The sequence below is a fragment of the Streptomyces sp. NPDC100445 genome (assembly GCF_044759735.1).
Taxonomy (GTDB): domain Bacteria; phylum Actinomycetota; class Actinomycetes; order Streptomycetales; family Streptomycetaceae; genus Streptomyces.
In genome coordinates, this window is sequence record NZ_JBIVZV010000016.1 from 11,950 (window position 1) to 29,457 (window position 17,508).

The window sequence follows — 17,508 nt, forward strand, 5'->3', positions numbered from 1 at the left end:
CGGTTGTCCACAGGGGTGGCGGGCCGGGACCGGCGTCGGCACAGTGGTGGGCATGCGGGGGTGGTGGCAGGAACTCACCGACCTGGTGCTGCCGTCCGACTGCGCGGGCTGCGAGGCACCTCGTACGGCGCTCTGCCCGCGCTGCCGGGCCGCGCTGGAGGGACGTCCGGCGCGGCGGGTACGGCCGGTGCCGGAGCCGGCCGGGCTGCCGGTGGTGCACGCGGTGGCGCCGTACGCGACGGAGGTGCGCGCGCTGCTCCTCGCCCACAAGGAGCGCGGCGCGCTGGCGCTCGCCGGGACGCTGGGCGCGGCGCTCGCGGAAGCGGTGCGGGCGGGCCTTCGCGCTCCGGGGGCCGGCCTCCACCGACCGGGGGCGGGTGGCGGACCCGGTGGGCGTCCGGGGCCGGTGCTGCTGGTCCCGGTGCCCTCCGCGCGGTGGGCGGTGCGGGCGCGCGGCCACGACCCGGTACGGCGGATGGCGCTCGCGGCGGCCCGGGAGCTGCGGCGCACCGGGACGCCGGCCCGGGTGGCGGCCGTGCTGCGGCAGCGGCGGGCCGTGGCGGACCAGACGGGTCTGGACGCGCGGCGCCGCCGGGCGAACCTGGCCGGCGCGCTGGAGGTCACCGCCGGGGGCGGCCGGCTGCTCGGGACGGGCCGGATCGTGCTCGTCGACGACCTCGTCACCACGGGCGCCAGTCTCGCCGAGGCGGCGCGGGCCCTCGGGGCGGCGGCGGTCCCCCGCCCCGATCAGGGGACGCCTGTGTACGCCGCCGCAAGCCGGGAAGGTAGGGGAGAACAACGGAACGGTGCACGGCTGGAGGGAAGGAAGTGCGTGCCGGATGCACCGGATATCGCGGTACCGAACGCCCTCGGGCGACTGCTCCGCGCCGCGGTGATCGCCGCGCCGTGGGATTCTTTCGAATTGGACAGGAACTGACCGTCGACCTGCGTCGTTGCAGGTAGTGAGAGGGATACGAGAGGGGTTATTCACTCCGACGGAGGTACGTCGTAGTAGAGGGTGACGCCATCCGTCCGGGCGAGATATGTTCGGTGGTGAGGAAAGGCGCAGGCCACACCTCCCATATCCGAATGCCGTGCCGCGGGTTTTTCTCAATCACCCGCACCGGTGGGGTGGAGATCTCGTCCATGGGGGAGGAGGAGGTGGAAGTCACCGAGTCCGAGGTCCGGTGATCACCGGACCTGGTGCGAAAGGGAGACGCTCCGCCGAGGCGGAGCGATCCGGGAACGGAGTTCTGCGTGGACATCGTCGTCAAAGGCCGCAAGACCGAGGTGCCCGAGCGGTTCCGCAAGCACGTGGCCGAGAAGCTGAAGCTGGAGAAGATCCAGAAGCTCGATGGCAAGGTGATCAGCCTCGACGTCGAGGTGTCCAAGGAGCCCAACCCCCGACAGGCCGACCGCTGTGACCGAGTGGAGATCACGCTCCGCTCCCGCGGTCCGGTGATCCGGGCGGAGGCAGCGGCCAGCGACCCGTACGCGGCACTCGACCTGGCGGCGGAGAAGCTGGACGCGCGTCTGCGCAAGCAGCACGACAAGCGCTACTCACGCCGGGGCGCGCACCGCGTGTCGGCGGCGGAGATCGCCGACCACGTCCCGGACGTGGCGACGCTGGACGAGAACGGCCTCCTCGTCCAGGAGGAGGAGCAGCAGGACGCGGTGCCGACCAAGAGGATCGGCTCGCTGGAGATCAAGGGCGAAGGCCCCCTCGTGGTCCGCGAGAAGACCCACGTCGCCTCCCCGATGACGCTCGACCAGGCCCTGTACGAGATGGAACTGGTCGGCCACGACTTCTATCTGTTCGTCGACGCCGAGACGAAGGAACCGAGCGTCGTCTACCGACGGCACGCCTACGACTACGGCGTGATCCACCTCAGCACCGACCCGATGGTCACCGAGACGGACCCGCACGCGGCGGGTGGCACGCTGGGCGGCTGACCCGCCCGGCCCGAAGCTCGGCCGGTGCCCCTGGAGCGCCTGTGCGCCCCCAGGGGCACCGATGTGCGACCACTTCACGCCTCGCACGTCACCTCGGTGGCGCCCGGGCATGGAATCATGGCCGCACCGGCCCAACCGGTGGGCCGCTGCCTTGGGTTGGCGATGGCACAGGACCACGGGCCACAGCCTTCAGGGGGAGGAACGATGGCGGACACCTTCGGACCGATGCGGGACGGGGGCGCCGGCGACCATGTCAACGGCAGGGACCCGGACGCGGGCTCCGCACGCCAGGAGCCGATCCGGGTCCTGGTCGTGGACGACCACGCCCTCTTCCGGCGCGGCCTGGAGATCGTGCTCGCCGCCGAGGAGGACATCCAGGTCGTCGGCGAGGCGGGGGACGGCGCCGAGGCCGTGGACAAGGCCGCCGACCTGCTGCCCGACATCGTGCTGATGGACGTCCGCATGCCCCGGCGCGGCGGTATCGAGGCCTGCACCTCCATCAAGGAGGTGGCGCCCAGCGCGAAGATCATCATGCTGACGATCAGCGACGAGGAGGCCGACCTCTACGAAGCGATCAAGGCGGGCGCGACCGGATACCTCCTCAAGGAGATCTCGACCGACGAGGTGGCCACCGCGATCCGCGCGGTGGCCGACGGGCAGTCGCAGATCAGCCCTTCGATGGCGTCGAAACTCCTCACCGAGTTCAAGTCGATGATCCAGCGCACCGACGAGCGCCGGCTGGTGCCCGCGCCCCGGCTGACGGACCGGGAGCTGGAGGTGCTCAAGCTCGTCGCGACCGGGATGAACAACCGGGACATCGCCAAGGAGTTGTTCATCTCCGAGAACACCGTGAAGAACCACGTCCGCAACATCCTGGAGAAGCTCCAGCTGCACTCCAGGATGGAGGCCGTGGTCTACGCGATGCGGGAGAAGATCCTCGAGATCCGCTAGCCCTGTCCGAGCAGCACGGACAGTTCCCTGGTGAGCGGCTCGCGCAACTCGGCCGCGTCCACCCGCTCCACCCGCACGTCCGTGCAGTTCACCCAGGTCGCCGCCTCGACGAGGGCCTGCGCGACCGCCGGCACCGCCTTCGGCCCGTCCAGGGTGACCTGCCTCGCCACCAGCGTGCCGCCCTCGCGGGCCGGGTCGACCCGCCCGACCAGCCGGCCGCCGGCCAGCACCGGCATCGCGAAGTAACCGTGGACCCGCTTGGGCCGGGGCACGTACGCCTCCAGGCGGTGGCTGAAGCCGAAGATCCGCTCCGTGCGCGCCCGCTCCCAGACCAGGGAGTCGAACGGCGACAGCAGGGTGGTGCGGTGCCGGCCGCGCGGCGGTGCCGCGAGGGCCGCCGGGTCGGCCCAGGCCGGCCTGCCCCACCCCTCGACCTCCACCGGCACCAGCCCCGAGTCGGCGATCACCGCGTCGACCTGCTCGCCCTTGAGGCGGTGGTAGTCGGCGATGTCCGCGCGCGTGCCGACACCGAGGGACTCGCCCGCCAGCCGGACCAGGCGGCGCAGGCACGCGGCGTCGTCCAGGTCGTCGTGGAGCAGCTTCTGAGGGATCGCGCGCTCGGCGAGGTCGTACACCCGCTTCCAGCCGCGCCGTTCCACGCACACCACCTCGCCGTACATCAGCGCGCGCTCGACGGCGACCTTGGTGCCCGACCAGTCCCACCACTCGCTGGTGCGCTTCGCGCCGCCCAGCTCCGTGGCGGTCAGCGGGCCCTCCGCGCGCAGCTGCGCGACGACCTGGTCGTAGACCCCCGCGGGGAGGTCGTGATTCCAGTGCGGCCGGCCGCGGTAGGCGCGGCGGCGGAAGGCGAAGTGCGGCCACTCCTCGACGGGGAGGATGCAGGCCGCGTGCGACCAGTACTCGAAGGCGTGGGTGTCCGACCAGTACGCGCCCTCGACGGCCCTGCGGCCGACGGCGCCCAGGCGCGCGTACGGCACGAGTTCGTGGGAGCGGGCGAGGACCGAGATCGTGTCGAGCTGCACCGCGCCGAGGCGGCGCAGCACCCCGCGCACACCGGCACGCCGGTCGGGCGCGCCGAGAAGGCCCTGGGCGCGCAGCACGATCCGGCGGGCGTCGTCCGCGGTGAGGGTGGTGGTGGGGCGCGGGTGGGTCGTCATGCGTCGGAGGGTAGAGGGTGCCACTGACAGTGCGGGTCGGGCCCTCCCGATCACCGATGCCGGGCCCTCCCGGTCACGAACGCGCGGGCAGGTAGGGGGCGGTGGAGGGCAGTCCGAGGTCCGAGGGGAGCAGGGAGCCGACCCAGCAGTCCCGGCGCACCCCCTTGTTGTTGAGGGCGGAGCGCAGGGTGCCCTCGACGGTGAACCCGGCGTGTTCGACCACCGCGCGGGAGGCGTGGTTGCCCACCTCCGCGCGCCATTCGACCCGGTCGACGCCGACCTCGGTGAAGATCCACCGGCAGGCGGTGAGGGTGGCCTCGGTCAGGTAGCCGTTGCCCCGGTGTTCCCGGGCCGCCCAGAAGCCGATCTCGGCCGTGCCCAGGGAACGCATCGTCAGACCGAGCACGCCGGCCAGCGGGCCGGCGGCGAGGAACACGCCGAAACCGAACATCGACCCCTGTGCCCAGCCGTCGGGGACGATCTGTTCGGTGAAGGCGAGCGCGTGTTCCGGCAGGTAGGGCGAGGGGATCGTGGTCCAGCGCCGGATGTCGGGGTCCTGTACGGCCACGTACACCGCGTCGGTGTCGGCGGGGCCGACGGCGCGGAGCACGAGACGGTCCGTGGTGAGCGTGACGGGTCGCATCGCCCGATTCTGCTGGGCGCGCCCCCGGGGTGGCCATCCGGGTGGACACGGTGTGAGCGGGTGATCACGCCCGGCGGGGAATCGGGGTGCGGAGCGGCACCATCCGGCCGCCCCGTCCGTTGTCCCGGGTGAAGCAGCCGTCGCGCCGCCAGGCCTCCCGGGGCAGCCGGGTCCTCGCATACGATGGCCGTTGCTCAGTACGTCACAAGGAAACCCGACCGTCCCAGGCCCGACCGGCAAGGAGACCAGCCCCCGTGTCCGTCCTCTCGAAGATCATGCGTGCAGGCGAAGGCAAGATCCTGCGCAAGCTGCACCGCATCGCGGACCAGGTCAACTCCATCGAAGAGGACTTCGTCAACCTCTCCGACGCCGAGCTGCGCGCCCTCACCGATGAGTACAAGCAGCGGTACGCCGACGGTGAGAGCCTGGACGACCTGCTCCCCGAGGCGTTCGCCACCGTACGCGAGGCCGCCAAGCGCGTCCTCGGCCAGCGGCACTACGACGTCCAGATGATGGGCGGCGCCGCGCTCCACCTCGGGTACGTGGCCGAGATGAAGACCGGTGAGGGCAAGACCCTCGTCGGCACGCTGCCCGCGTACCTGAACGCCCTGTCCGGGAAGGGCGTCCACCTCATCACGGTCAACGACTACCTGGCCGAGCGCGACTCCGAGATGATGGGCCGCGTCCACAAGTTCCTGGGGCTCGAGGTCGGCTGCATCCTCGCCAACATGACGCCGGCTCAGCGCCGTGAGCAGTACGCGTGCGACATCACCTACGGCACGAACAACGAGTTCGGCTTCGACTACCTGCGCGACAACATGGCGTGGTCGCAGGACGAGCTGGTGCAGCGCGGCCACAACTTCGCCATCGTGGACGAGGTCGACTCCATCCTCATCGACGAGGCCCGTACGCCGCTGATCATCTCCGGCCCCGCCGACCAGGCCACCAAGTGGTACGGCGACTTCGCCAAGCTGGTCACGCGCCTCAAGCGCGGCGAGGCCGGCAACCCCCTGAAGGGTCTCGAGGAGACCGGCGACTACGACGTCGACGAGAAGAAGCGCACGGTCGCCATCCACGAGTCCGGCGTCAGCAAGGTCGAGGACTGGCTGGGCATCGACAACCTCTACGAGTCGGTGAACACCCCGCTCGTGGGTTACCTGAACAACGCCATCAAGGCGAAGGAACTGTTCAAGAAGGACAAGGACTACGTCGTCATCGACGGCGAAGTCATGATCGTCGACGAGCACACCGGCCGTATCCTCGCCGGCCGCCGCTACAACGAGGGCATGCACCAGGCGATCGAGGCGAAGGAAGGGGTGGACATCAAGGACGAGAACCAGACCCTCGCCACGATCACCCTCCAGAACTTCTTCCGCCTGTACAGCAAGCTGTCCGGCATGACCGGTACGGCGATGACCGAGGCCGCCGAGTTCCACCAGATCTACAAGCTCGGTGTGGTCCCCATCCCGACCAACAAGCCGATGGTCCGCGCGGACAAGTCCGACCTGATCTACCGCACCGAGGTCGCCAAGTTCGAGGCGGTCGTCGACGACATCGCCGAGAAGCACGAGAAGGGCCAGCCGATCCTCGTCGGCACCACCTCCGTCGAGAAGTCGGAGTACCTCTCGCAGCAGCTCAGCAAGCGCGGCATCCAGCACGAGGTGCTCAACGCCAAGCAGCACGACCGTGAGGCGCAGATCGTCGCCCAGGCCGGCCGCAAGGGCGCCGTGACCGTGGCCACCAACATGGCCGGCCGTGGCACGGACATCAAGCTCGGCGGCAACCCCGAGGACCTCGCCGAGGCGGAGCTGCGCCAGCGCGGCCTCGACCCCGAGGAGCACATCGAGGAGTGGGCCGCGGCCCTGCCGGCCGCCCTGGAGCGGGCCGAGGCCGCGGTCAAGGCCGAGAAGGACGAGGTCGAGGCCCTCGGCGGGCTGTACGTGCTGGGCACCGAGCGGCACGAGTCGCGCCGCATCGACAACCAGCTGCGCGGCCGCTCCGGACGTCAGGGCGACCCCGGCGAGTCCCGCTTCTACCTGTCCCTCGGCGACGACCTCATGCGGCTGTTCAAGGCGCAGATGGTCGAGCGCGTGATGTCGATGGCGAACGTGCCGGACGACGTGCCGATCGAGAACAAGATGGTCACCCGGGCGATCGCGTCCGCGCAGGCCCAGGTGGAGACGCAGAACTTCGAGACCCGCAAGAACGTCCTGAAGTACGACGAGGTGCTCAACCGGCAGCGCGAGGTCATCTACGGCGAGCGCCGCCGCGTCCTGGAGGGCGAGGACCTCGAGGAGCAGATCCAGCACTTCATGGACGACACGATCGACGCGTACATCGCCGCCGAGACCGCCGAGGGCTTCCCCGAGGACTGGGACCTGGACCGGCTGTGGGGCGCCTTCCGCCAGCTGTACCCGGTGAAGATCACCGTGGAGGAGCTGGAGGAGGCGGCCGGCGACCGCGCGGGCCTGACCGCCGAGTTCCTCTCGGAGTCCATCAAGGAGGACATCCACGACCAGTACGCCTCCCGGGAGGCGCAGCTCGGCTCCGAGATCATGCGTGAGCTGGAGCGCCGGGTCGTGCTGTCGGTGCTGGACCGCAAGTGGCGCGAGCACCTCTACGAGATGGACTACCTCCAGGAGGGCATCGGCCTGCGCGCGATGGCGCAGAAGGACCCCCTGGTCGAGTACCAGCGCGAGGGCTTCGACATGTTCACCGCCATGATGGAGGGCATCAAGGAGGAGTCCGTCGGCTACCTGTTCAACCTGGAGGTCCAGGTCGAGCAGCAGGTCGAGGAGGTCCCGGTCGAGGAGGCCGTGCCCGCGGGCGAGGGCGTGCACGACACGGTGCCGGCGCAGGCGGGCGCCCGTCCCGAGATCCGCGCGAAGGGGCTGGACGTCCCGCAGCGGCGTGACCTGCACTTCTCGGCGCCGTCGGTGGACGGCGAGGGTGGCATCGTCGAGCGTGACCTGGAGGACGAGGAGCCGGTGCGCTCCGAGTCCGACGGGCTCACCCGCGCCGAGCGGCGCCGCCAGGCCAAGGGTGGTCGCCGCCGCAAGAAGTGACGCCTGGGCGTGAACAGGGCCGGTTCCCTCCGCGGGGCCGGCCCTTTTCGTCGTCGGGTGCGGGTGTGCGGGGGTCGGTCGCGCAGTTCCCCGCGCCCCTGAGGGGGCCGCTGTCCCCCCGGGGTCAGTGGGGGCCCGTTTCCACGGCTGTGCAGCGCCAGCGGAGGTCGTTGCCGCGTTCCAGGCGGAAGGCCATGGCCCGCAGCCGCCCCCCGGCGCCGACGCGGGCGAAGACCTCCAGCGCGCCTTCGCTCGGGACGTAGTAGCCGATGTCGTGGACGACCGGGCGGGCGCCGAGGGCGCGCAGGGGGCCGCGTTCGGCGAGGCGGGCCAGGTCGTCGTAGGCGCGGCCCGCCGTGTGCCGGAGCATCCAGTGGACGGGCCGCTGACCGCTCAGGACGGCCAGCAGACGGTCGGCGAAGAGGTCGGGCGGCCGCACGGCCGCGGTGGCCGCCGGCCGGCTGGGCGTGCGGGGCGGTGCGCCCCCGGGGCGGCGGGGGTCGCGGCGGGTCGGCGGCCGGTGACGCGGCCGGGACTGGGCGGTCGTGGTGCGGCTCATGACCTTGTTCATGGGGTCCCCGTTCGGCGGGCCGGGTGATACCGGGCGGTAACTAGCTGGTGGGGATCTTGTACGGGCCGGGGCGGGCGCGGGCAAGGAAGGGACGGGGGCGGGGCGGTGTCCGCGAGGTTCACCTATCCGAGGGACGTGGGGTGTCGCGGACCGTGTCATTGGGCGGCCGGGGAGGGTGAGGCGGCGGCGCGCGGTGGACGCCCGGGCGGCGCCGGGCAGGGGCTCGAAAGGGGACGGGCGCACGTATCCTGAAGGCCCGCCGGGGGACGCGCCAGCCGCTTCCTCCCGGGGCCCCCAGCGGAGCCTTCGACCAGGAAAGAGCGGCCAGCATGCGCGTCTACGTCCCCCTGACCCTCACCGCGCTCGCCGAGGCGCACGAGACGGGTGAGCTGGGCAGCGGGCCCTTCGCGGCGTACGCCGTCACCCCCGCGCTGCGCGAGTGGTACCTCTCCGACGACATCGAGGAGCTGGAGTACGCGGCGCTCGGCCGGGCAGCCCTGGCCTCGCTGCGACTGCTGGCGGCGGACCCGGACGCGGTACGGCGCCGGGTCGTCGTCGCCGTGGACGTGCCGGACGGTGCCGCGAGCGCCGACCCCGACCGCGCCCTCGACCCGGCCGCCCTGGGCGAGGTGACGCTGAAGGCGCCGGTGCCGCTGGCGAAGGCGGCCGCCGTGCACGTCGACGCGGACGACGCGGAGCGGGACGTGCGCGCGGCGGCGGACGCGCTGGAGGCGGCGGACGGCGGCGACGACGACGCGCGGTTCGTGGTGGACGGGGCGGACGACCACGAGCTGCTGTGGTTCGCCACGCAGGAGATCCCGCACCTGGTCGGACGGGCCTGACCCGGGCGGGAGCCGTGACTGTCAGTGGTGGCGGGTACGGTTTTCGACATGGGGACGCAAGGAAGCGCGCACATCGTCTGGGACTGGAACGGGACGCTGTTCCACGACAATGACGCGATCATCGGGGCGACGAACGCGGCCTTCGCCGAGCTGGGCCTCGCGCCGATCACACTGGAGCAGTACCGGTCGCTGTACTGCGTGCCGGTGCCGAAGTTCTACGAGCGGCTGCTCGGCCGGCTGCCGACGGGTGCCGAGTGGGAGTCGATGGACGTCGTCTTCCACCGGCACTACGCCGAGCACCGGGTGCGGTGCTCGCTCACCGAGGGCGCGGCGGAGCTGCTCGCCGGATGGCGGACGGCGGGACACAGCCAGTCGCTGCTGAGCATGTACGGGCACGAGGACCTGGTGCCGTTGGTGCGGGGCTTCGGGATCGCGGAGCACTTCCTCCGGGTCGACGGGCGCAGGGGGCCGTCCGGCGGCAGCAAGGCCGAGCACATGGTGCGGCACCTGGAGGCGCTGGCGGGGCGGGCGGCGCCGGAGCGGACCGTGGTGATCGGGGACGCGGCGGACGACGCGGTCGCCGCGCTGCACGTGGGCGCGCGGGCCGTGCTGTACACCGGGGGCTCGCACAGCCGGGCCGGTCTGGAGGCGGTCGGGGTGCCGGTGGTGGACACCCTGGCCGAGGCCGTGGCCGAGGCCCGCCGAATAGCCACGGCCTGACCCGGCGCGCGGTACCGGCTCGGCCGGCAGCCGTCACGCCGGCGTGACCGGCGCCTTGGTGCGCAGGATCTTCAGGAACTCCCGCATCCACGCCGGGTGGTCCGGCCAGGCGCGGGCGGAGACGAGGGTGCCGTCCACGACCGCCTCGGTGTCCTGGAAGCCGGCGCCGGCGGCCTGCATGTCGGGTTCCAGCGCGGGGTACGCCGTGACCCGGCGGCCCTGGAGGGAGTCGATCGCGGCGGTGAGCAGCGGGCCGTGGCAGATCTGGGCGACCGGCTTGTCCGCGTCGAAGAACGCCTTGAGGATCTTGCGGAGTTCGGGGTCGTTGCGCAGGTACTCGGGGGCCCGGCCGCCGGGGATGACCAGGGCCGCGTACCGGCCGGGGTCGACCTCGGCGAAGGCCAGGTCGGCGGGCCAGGTGTACCCGGGCTTCTCGGTGTAGGTGTCGTAGCCGGGCTCGAAGTCGTGGACGACGAAACGGAGGGTCTTGCGGGTGGGGGCCGCGATGTGGACCTCGTAGCCCTCCTCGCGCAGCCGCTGGTAGGGGTAGAGGACCTCCAGCGACTCCGCCGCGTCGCCGGTGACGATCAGGATCTGGGTGGGCATGGTGGGCTCCTCGGGACGGACTCCGGGCACTCTCGGTACCGTGCCCGCGTCGCGGGCGCCTGCCAAGGGGGCCCGGCGTCTCTCAGGGTGCGTCCGCGGACGCGGGGGCGCGACCGGATCGCGGTTACGCCACCCGGCCCCGTACCGCCGCTGTGCAGAACGTCAAACTTCGCCCCTCGGTTTTGTACACATACGGCTCATGACGGCTCCCGGGTGGGTGGCGATAGCCTTGTGGCGTGATCAGCGCGATATCCCGCGGGAGCGACGTCGCTCCCGCCTCGCGCCCGGGCCGCACGGAGCACCTCCGTGACCGGGCGCCGATCGCCGATCTTCGCGGGCGGGACGGGGGCACCGGTGCCCCCAGGACGCCGGGGACGCTCCGGGACACGGCGGTGCCGAGAGCAGCGTCACACTCGACGGACGTGCCGGAAATGGCCGAATACCCCCCACGAATCTCACCTCGCGGCATAGCGTCGGATCGGACCGGACACCCCGGGCCGTGGCGTCGAGCCGGGAGGAAAGAGACCGTACTTCCTTCTACGTCACGCAACGGCGCGCGACAGGAGCCAGAGGACAATGCAGACCAAGCTGGACGAAGCCAAGGCCGAGCTGCTCGAACGGGCCGCCCGGGTAGCTGAGAACAGCCCGGTCGGGGGGCACCTACCGACCGGGACGACGAGCGGGGGCGGCTCCGGCACCCCGGACGGCGAGTCCCTGCTCACGTTCCTCCGGCGCTACTACCTGCACACCGCACCGGAAGACCTCACCGACCGCGACCCGGTCGACGTCTTCGGTGCCGCGGTGTCGCACCACCGTCTCGCCGAGACCCGCCCGCAGGGCACCGCGAACGTGCGGGTGCACACCCCGTCCGTGGAGGAGAACGGGTGGACGTGCAGCCACACCGTGGTGGAGGTCGTCACCGACGACATGCCCTTCCTCGTCGACTCGGTCACCAATGAGCTGACCCGGCAGGGACGCGGCATCCACGTCGTGATCCACCCGCAGTTCGTGGTCCGGCGGGACCTGACCGGCAAGCTCATCGAGGTGCTGGCGACCCCGCCCAACGGTGACCTCCCGCACGACGCGCACGTCGAGTCCTGGATCCACGTCGAGATCGACCGGGAGACCGACCGCGCCGACCTCAAGCAGATCTCCGCGGACCTGCTGCGCGTCCTGTCCGACGTCCGGGAGGCCGTCGAGGACTGGGAGAAGATGCGGGACACCTCGATCCGCGTCGCCGACGGCCTGGCGGACGAGCCCGCCCCCGCCGACCTGGCGAAGCCGGAGATCGAGGAGGCCCGCGAGCTGCTGCGCTGGCTGGCCGACGACCACTTCACCTTCCTCGGCTACCGCGAGTACCAGCTGCGCGACGACGACACGCTGGCCGCCGTGCCCGGCACCGGGCTGGGGATACTGCGCTCCGACCCGCACCACGCCGAGGAGGACCGCCACCCGGTCAGCCCCTCCTTCGAGCGCCTCCCGGCCGACGCCCGCGCCAAGGCCCGCGAGCACAAGCTGCTGGTGCTGACCAAGGCCAACAGCCGGGCCACCGTGCACCGGCCGTCGTACCTGGACTACATCGGCGTCAAGAAGTTCGACGCGGACGGCAACGTCGTCGGCGAGCGCCGCTTCCTCGGCCTGTTCTCCTCCGCCGCCTACACCGAGTCCGTGCGCCGGGTCCCGGTGATCCGCCGCAAGGTCGAGGACGTGCTGGCGCGCGCCGGTTTCTCCCCGCACAGCCACGACGGCCGCGACCTGCTCCAGATCCTGGAGACCTACCCGCGCGACGAGCTGTTCCAGACGCCGGTCACCGAGCTCCAGGCCATCGTGACCAGCGTGCTCTACCTCCAGGAGCGCCGCCGGCTGCGGCTGTACCTGCGCCAGGACGAGTACGGCCGCTACTACTCGGCCCTCGTCTACCTGCCGCGCGACCGCTACACCACCGGCGTCCGCCTGCGGATCATCGACATCCTGAAGGAGGAGCTCGGCGGCATCAGCGTCGACTTCACCGCCTGGAACACGGAGTCGATCCTGTCCCGGCTGCACTTCGTGGTCCGGGTCCCGCAGGGCACCGAGCTGTCCGAGCTGTCGGACACCGACAAGGAGCGCATCGAGGGCCGCCTGGCCGCGGCCGCCCGTTCCTGGGCCGACGCGTTCGCCGAGGCGCTGACCGCCGAGTGCGGCGAGGAGTGCGCGGCCGAGGTGCTGCGCCGCTACAACAACGCCTTCCCCGAGGGCTACAAGGCCGACCACCCGCCGCGCGCGGCCGTCGCCGACCTGGTCCACCTGGAGCAGCTGGGCGAGGACAAGATCTTCTCGCTGAGCCTGTACGAGCCGGTGGGCGCCGCCCCCGAGGAGCGCCGGTTCAAGATCTACCAGAAGGGCGGTTCGGTCTCCCTCTCGCAGGTGCTGCCCGTCCTCAGCCGGCTGGGCGTGGAGGTCACGGACGAGCGGCCGTACGAGCTGCGCTGCGCCGACCGCACCACCGCCTGGATCTACGACTTCGGCCTGCGCATGCCGAAGTCGCTCGGCGGCTCCAGCAGCGACTACCTGGGCGGCGACGCCCGTGAGCGGTTCCAGGACGCGTTCGCCGCGACCTGGACCGGTCAGGCCGAGAACGACGGCTTCAACGCGCTCGTGCTCAGCGCCGGGCTGACCTGGCGCCAGGCGATGGTGCTGCGCGCCTACGCCAAGTACCTGCGGCAGGCCGGTTCGACCTTCTCGCAGGACTACATGGAGGACACCCTCCGCAACAACGTCCACACCACCCGGCTCCTCGTCTCCCTGTTCGAGGCGCGGATGTCTCCGGAGCGGCAGCAGGCCGGGCTGGAGATCACCGACGCCCTGCTGGAGGAGCTGGACGCGGCCCTGGAGCAGGTCGCCAGCCTGGACGAGGACCGCATCCTGCGGTCGTTCCTGACCGTCATCAAGGCGACCCTGCGCACGAACTTCTTCCAGCAGGCGCCCGGCGGCGGGCCGCACGAGTACGTGTCCATGAAGTTCGACCCGCAGGCCATCCCGGACCTGCCCGCGCCGCGCCCGGCGTACGAGATCTGGGTGTACTCGCCGCGCGTGGAGGGCGTGCACCTGCGGTTCGGCAAGGTCGCGCGCGGCGGTCTGCGCTGGTCCGACCGGCGCGAGGACTTCCGTACCGAGATCCTCGGCCTGGTCAAGGCGCAGATGGTGAAGAACACCGTCATCGTGCCGGTCGGCGCCAAGGGCGGCTTCGTCGCCAAGCAGCTGCCCGACCCGGCCGTGGACCGCGACGCGTGGCTGGCGGAGGGCATCGCCAGCTACAAGACGTTCATCTCGGCGCTGCTCGACATCACCGACAACATGGTCGCCGGCGAGGTCGTGCCGCCGCGGGACGTGGTCCGGCACGACGGGGACGACACCTACCTGGTGGTCGCCGCGGACAAGGGCACGGCGACGTTCTCGGACATCGCCAACCAGGTCGCCGGGACGTACAACTTCTGGCTCGGTGACGCCTTCGCCTCCGGCGGTTCGGCCGGCTACGACCACAAGGGCATGGGCATCACCGCGCGCGGCGCCTGGGAGTCCGTGAAGCGGCACTTCCGCGAGCTGGGCGTGGACACACAGTCCGAGGACTTCACGGTCGTCGGCATCGGCGACATGTCCGGTGACGTGTTCGGCAACGGCATGCTGCTCAGCGAGCACATCCGCCTGGTCGCCGCCTTCGACCACCGGCACATCTTCATCGACCCCACCCCGGACGCGGCCGTCTCCTACGCCGAGCGCCGCCGCCTGTTCGAGCTGCCCCGCTCCAGCTGGGCCGACTACGACACCACGCTGCTGTCGGCGGGCGGCGGGATCTTCCCGCGCAGCGCCAAGTCGATCACGCTCAACAGCCACATCCGGCAGGCCCTGGGCATCGAGGAGAAGATCTCCAAGATGACCCCGGCCGACCTGATGAAGACGATCCTGCGGGCGCCGGTGGACCTGCTGTGGAACGGCGGAATCGGCACGTACGTGAAGTCGTCGGCGGAGTCCAACGCCGACGTCGGCGACAAGGCCAACGACGCCATTCGCGTCGACGGCGCCGACCTGCGTGTCAAGGTCGTCGGCGAGGGCGGCAACCTGGGCCTGACCCAGCTCGGCCGCATCGAGTTCGCGCTGCACGGCGGCCGGATCAACACCGACGCGATCGACAACAGCGCCGGCGTGGACACCTCCGACCACGAGGTGAACATCAAGATCCTGCTGAACGGTCTCGTCGCGGACGGCGACATGACCCTCAAGCAGCGCAACAAGCTGCTCGCCGAGATGACCGACGAGGTCGGCTTCCTGGTGCTGCGCAACAACTACGCGCAGAACACCGCCCTGGCCAACGCCCTGTTCCAGGCCAAGGACATGCTCCACGCCCAGCAGCGGTTCATCCGCCACCTGGTGCGCGAGGGCCACCTGGACCGGGCGCTGGAGTTCCTGCCCACCGACCGCCAGATCCGTGAGCGCCTCGCGCAGGGCCAGGGCCTGACCGGCCCGGAGACGGCCGTGGTGCTGGCGTACACGAAGATCACGGTCGCCGAGGAGCTGCTGCACACCTCGCTGCCGGACGACCCGTACCTGCGCGGTCTGCTGCACTCGTACTTCCCGGCGGCCCTGGGCGAGCGGTTCGCCGACGCGATCGACAACCACCCGCTGCGCCGCGAGATCACCACGACCGTGCTGGTCAACGACACCGTCAACACGGGCGGTACGACGTATCTGCACCGTCTGCGCGAGGAGACCGGCGCCTCGCTCGAGGAGATCGTGCGGGCCCAGACCGCGGCCCGCAGGATCTTCAGCTCGGCGCCGGTGTGGGACGAGGTGGAGGCCCTGGACAACCGGGTCGAGGCCGACGTCCAGACCCGCATCCGGTTGCACTCGCGGCGCCTGATCGAGCGGGGCACCCGCTGGCTGCTCAACAACCGGCCGCAGCCGCTCCAGCTCGCCGAGACGGTGGAGTTCTTCGCCGAGCGGGTCGAGCGGGTCTGGCAGGAGCTGCCGAAGCTGCTGCGCGGCGCGGACCTGGAGTGGTACCAGCACGTGTACGACGAGCTGTCCGCGGCCGGTGTCCCCGACGAACTCGCCACCCGGGTGGCGGGCTTCTCCTCCGCCTTCCCGGCGCTGGACATCGTCTCGGTGGCCGACCGCACCGGCAAGGACCCGCTGGACGTCGCCGAGATCTATTACGACCTCGGCGACCGGCTCGGCATCACGCAGCTGATGGACCGCATCATCGAGCTGCCCCGGGCCGACCGCTGGCAGTCCATGGCCCGCGCCTCCATCCGCGAGGACCTGTACGCGGCGCACGCGGCGCTCACCGCGGACGTCCTCGCGGCGGGCGACGGCACCTCGACGCCGGAGCAGCGGTTCACGGCGTGGGAGGAGCGGAACACCGCGATCCTCGGCCGGGCCCGCACCACCCTGGAGGAGATCCGCGGGTCGGACTCCTTCGACCTCGCCAACCTGTCGGTGGCGATGCGCACGATGCGGACGCTGCTGCGGACGCATTCGTAGCCGTACGGCGCTGAGGGCGCCCCGGGCCGGTGACGGTCCGGGGCGCCGTCCTTTCCCGGCGGTTCCCCCCGGGGCGAGGCTCAGCCGGCGCAGCCGGCCGGTTCCCCGGCGGTCCGGTCGCCGCCGGACGCGGCGGACGCCGTGCCGCCGCGCCGCCACAGCCGCTCCAGGGCGAGGGGCAGGCCGATCACCGGGATCAGCCAGACCTGGACGTAGAGCCGGTCCTGTTCCACCGCCAGCGGGTGCGCGGCCATGGTGGCGAATCCGGTCAGGCCCGTCGCGAGGACGCACAGGGCCACCGGCACCGAGCGCTTCCACAGCCCCCACGCGCCGGCCGCGAGCAGGGTGAGCAGCAGCGGGGCGAGGGCCTCCTTCTGGAGCCACTGCCACCAGTAGTGGGAGTCCAGCCGGAGCAGGGACCGCCAGGGGGAGGCGACCTCGGGGTGGGTCCAGTGCAGGGTGAACATGTCCTGGAGCGAGTCGGTCGTCCCCGGCAGCCCGAACGCCGCGCTGACGGCGAGCACCCCCACCGTGCCGGCCGTGGCGAGCCCGGCCAGTACCCAGGTGCCGCGCTGCCGGGCGCGCCGGACGAACAGCAGGATCGCGAACGCGGCCACCGCCAGGAACAGTCCGACGATCAGGAAACTGGAGTACTTGACGGCGCAGCCGAGGGCGAACGCGCCGGCGAAGAGCGCCGCGCCCCGGGCGACCCGGCCGCACAGCAGCCACACCGAGGCGAGCAGCAGGGCCGTCATCAGGGCCGTCACCGGTCCCTCGGAGAGGGGGCGCCCGCCCCACTGGGCGAGCGGCGTGACGTAGTACAGGACCTGGCCGAGGACGGCGGCCGGCGGTGGGGAGCGCAGCGCGCGCAGCAGCAGGTACACGAGCCAGCCGGCGGCCGCCGTGAAGGCGAGCGACACCGCGGTCAGGCCCGCCTTGGCGCCGAGCAGCGCCACGAACGGCGCGGCCAGCAGCGGGTAACCCGGCCGGGTGCGGAAGATGCGCTCGTACTCGGCGCCGGTCGGGGTGAGCCCGTCGCGGTACTTCGCCTCGCAGCCGTGCCGGTACGCCGCCTCCCGTCCCGGCTCGGCGAACCGCCGCTGGTCCAGCAGGCGGTTGCGGTGCACGAGCCGGGCGGTGTCGGCGCAGTACGCGGCGACGGCCTTCTGCCGCGCCCGCTGCGGGGAGTCACCGAGGAACTCGTAGGCCTGGCGGGCGTAGCGGTAGGAGTCGTTGGAGAACCGGGTCGCCGGATAGGCGAAGACGTGCAGGGCCAGCAGGACCACGACCGCCAGCAGGGGCAGCGCCCGGCGGCGGGCGAGGTGGGCCGTTGCGCCGTCCACAGGTCTCTCCAGTCCGGTCGTCCGGGCTCAGGGGCCGGCAGGACCGGGCCCGACGATCCAGCATATAGCCGAAGATTCCCGGCATAACGGAGACGGTGCCGGATGTCGACGACGGC

Annotated in this window: 12 protein-coding genes; 7 read left to right on the top strand and 5 right to left on the bottom strand. The window is 71.7% G+C overall.

What is annotated here, in order from left to right; all coding sequences use genetic code 11:
- Positions 1–52: 52 nt before the first annotated feature.
- The 3 genes from ACIQVT_RS31175 (at position 53) to ACIQVT_RS31185 (ending at position 2,904) form a co-directional block, all read left to right on the top strand.
- The gene (locus ACIQVT_RS31175; protein ID WP_403761722.1) at positions 53–937 is read left to right on the top strand and encodes a ComF family protein; all 885 of its coding nucleotides are present in this window, start codon (positions 53–55) and stop codon (positions 935–937) included.
- A gap of 320 nt (positions 938–1,257) precedes the next feature.
- Entirely contained in the window at positions 1,258–1,953 is a 696-nt protein-coding gene (gene hpf, locus ACIQVT_RS31180) for a ribosome hibernation-promoting factor, HPF/YfiA family (protein ID WP_403761725.1), read from the top strand.
- A 204-nt stretch (positions 1,954–2,157) separates the two neighbouring features.
- On the top strand, positions 2,158–2,904 hold the full coding sequence (locus ACIQVT_RS31185) for a response regulator (protein WP_403761728.1): 747 nt from the start codon (positions 2,158–2,160) through the stop codon (positions 2,902–2,904).
- Here the strand turns inward: ACIQVT_RS31185 and ACIQVT_RS31190 are convergent.
- Together ACIQVT_RS31190 and ACIQVT_RS31195 are read right to left on the bottom strand one after the other, a co-directional pair.
- The gene (locus ACIQVT_RS31190) at positions 2,901–4,082 is read right to left on the bottom strand and encodes a winged helix-turn-helix domain-containing protein (RefSeq protein ID WP_403761731.1); all 1,182 of its coding nucleotides are present in this window, start codon (positions 4,080–4,082) and stop codon (positions 2,901–2,903) included. The genes ACIQVT_RS31185 and ACIQVT_RS31190 overlap by 4 nt on opposite strands.
- Positions 4,083–4,155: 73 nt before the next feature.
- Complete coding sequence (locus ACIQVT_RS31195) at positions 4,156–4,725, bottom strand: GNAT family N-acetyltransferase (protein ID WP_403761734.1); 570 nt, start codon at positions 4,723–4,725, stop codon at positions 4,156–4,158.
- 254 nt (positions 4,726–4,979) lie between these two features.
- On the opposite strand from ACIQVT_RS31195, the gene secA reads away from it, so the two are divergent.
- Positions 4,980–7,790, top strand: a complete 2,811-nt coding sequence (gene secA / locus ACIQVT_RS31200; protein ID WP_403761738.1) for a preprotein translocase subunit SecA — start codon at positions 4,980–4,982, stop codon at positions 7,788–7,790.
- Positions 7,791–7,914: 124 nt separating this feature from the next.
- On the opposite strand, the gene ACIQVT_RS31205 is transcribed toward secA, so the two are convergent.
- A complete protein-coding gene (locus tag ACIQVT_RS31205; protein ID WP_403761741.1) occupies positions 7,915–8,349 on the bottom strand; it encodes an Rv3235 family protein in 435 nt (144 codons plus the stop codon).
- A gap of 341 nt (positions 8,350–8,690) precedes the next feature.
- Between ACIQVT_RS31205 and ACIQVT_RS31210 the strand changes: the two genes are divergently transcribed.
- Entirely contained in the window at positions 8,691–9,203 is a 513-nt protein-coding gene (locus ACIQVT_RS31210; protein WP_403761745.1) for a DUF6912 family protein, read from the top strand.
- A 48-nt stretch (positions 9,204–9,251) separates the two neighbouring features.
- Positions 9,252–9,923, top strand: coding sequence for an HAD family hydrolase (locus tag ACIQVT_RS31215; RefSeq protein ID WP_403761748.1), 672 nt, complete (start codon positions 9,252–9,254; stop codon positions 9,921–9,923).
- A gap of 33 nt (positions 9,924–9,956) precedes the next feature.
- On the opposite strand, the gene ACIQVT_RS31220 is transcribed toward ACIQVT_RS31215, so the two are convergent.
- Positions 9,957–10,529: a DJ-1/PfpI family protein gene (locus tag ACIQVT_RS31220; protein WP_403761751.1), complete on the bottom strand. Its 573-nt coding sequence runs from the start codon at positions 10,527–10,529 to the stop codon at positions 9,957–9,959.
- Between the two features lie 576 nt (positions 10,530–11,105).
- Here ACIQVT_RS31220 and ACIQVT_RS31225 point away from each other — a divergent pair.
- Positions 11,106–16,049: an NAD-glutamate dehydrogenase gene (locus ACIQVT_RS31225; protein WP_403761755.1), complete on the top strand. Its 4,944-nt coding sequence runs from the start codon at positions 11,106–11,108 to the stop codon at positions 16,047–16,049.
- Positions 16,050–16,129: 80 nt separating this feature from the next.
- Here ACIQVT_RS31225 and ACIQVT_RS31230 read toward each other — a convergent pair whose 3' ends face one another.
- Positions 16,130–17,392: a hypothetical protein gene (locus tag ACIQVT_RS31230; protein ID WP_403761758.1), complete on the bottom strand. Its 1,263-nt coding sequence runs from the start codon at positions 17,390–17,392 to the stop codon at positions 16,130–16,132.
- Positions 17,393–17,508: the final 116 nt, after the last annotated feature.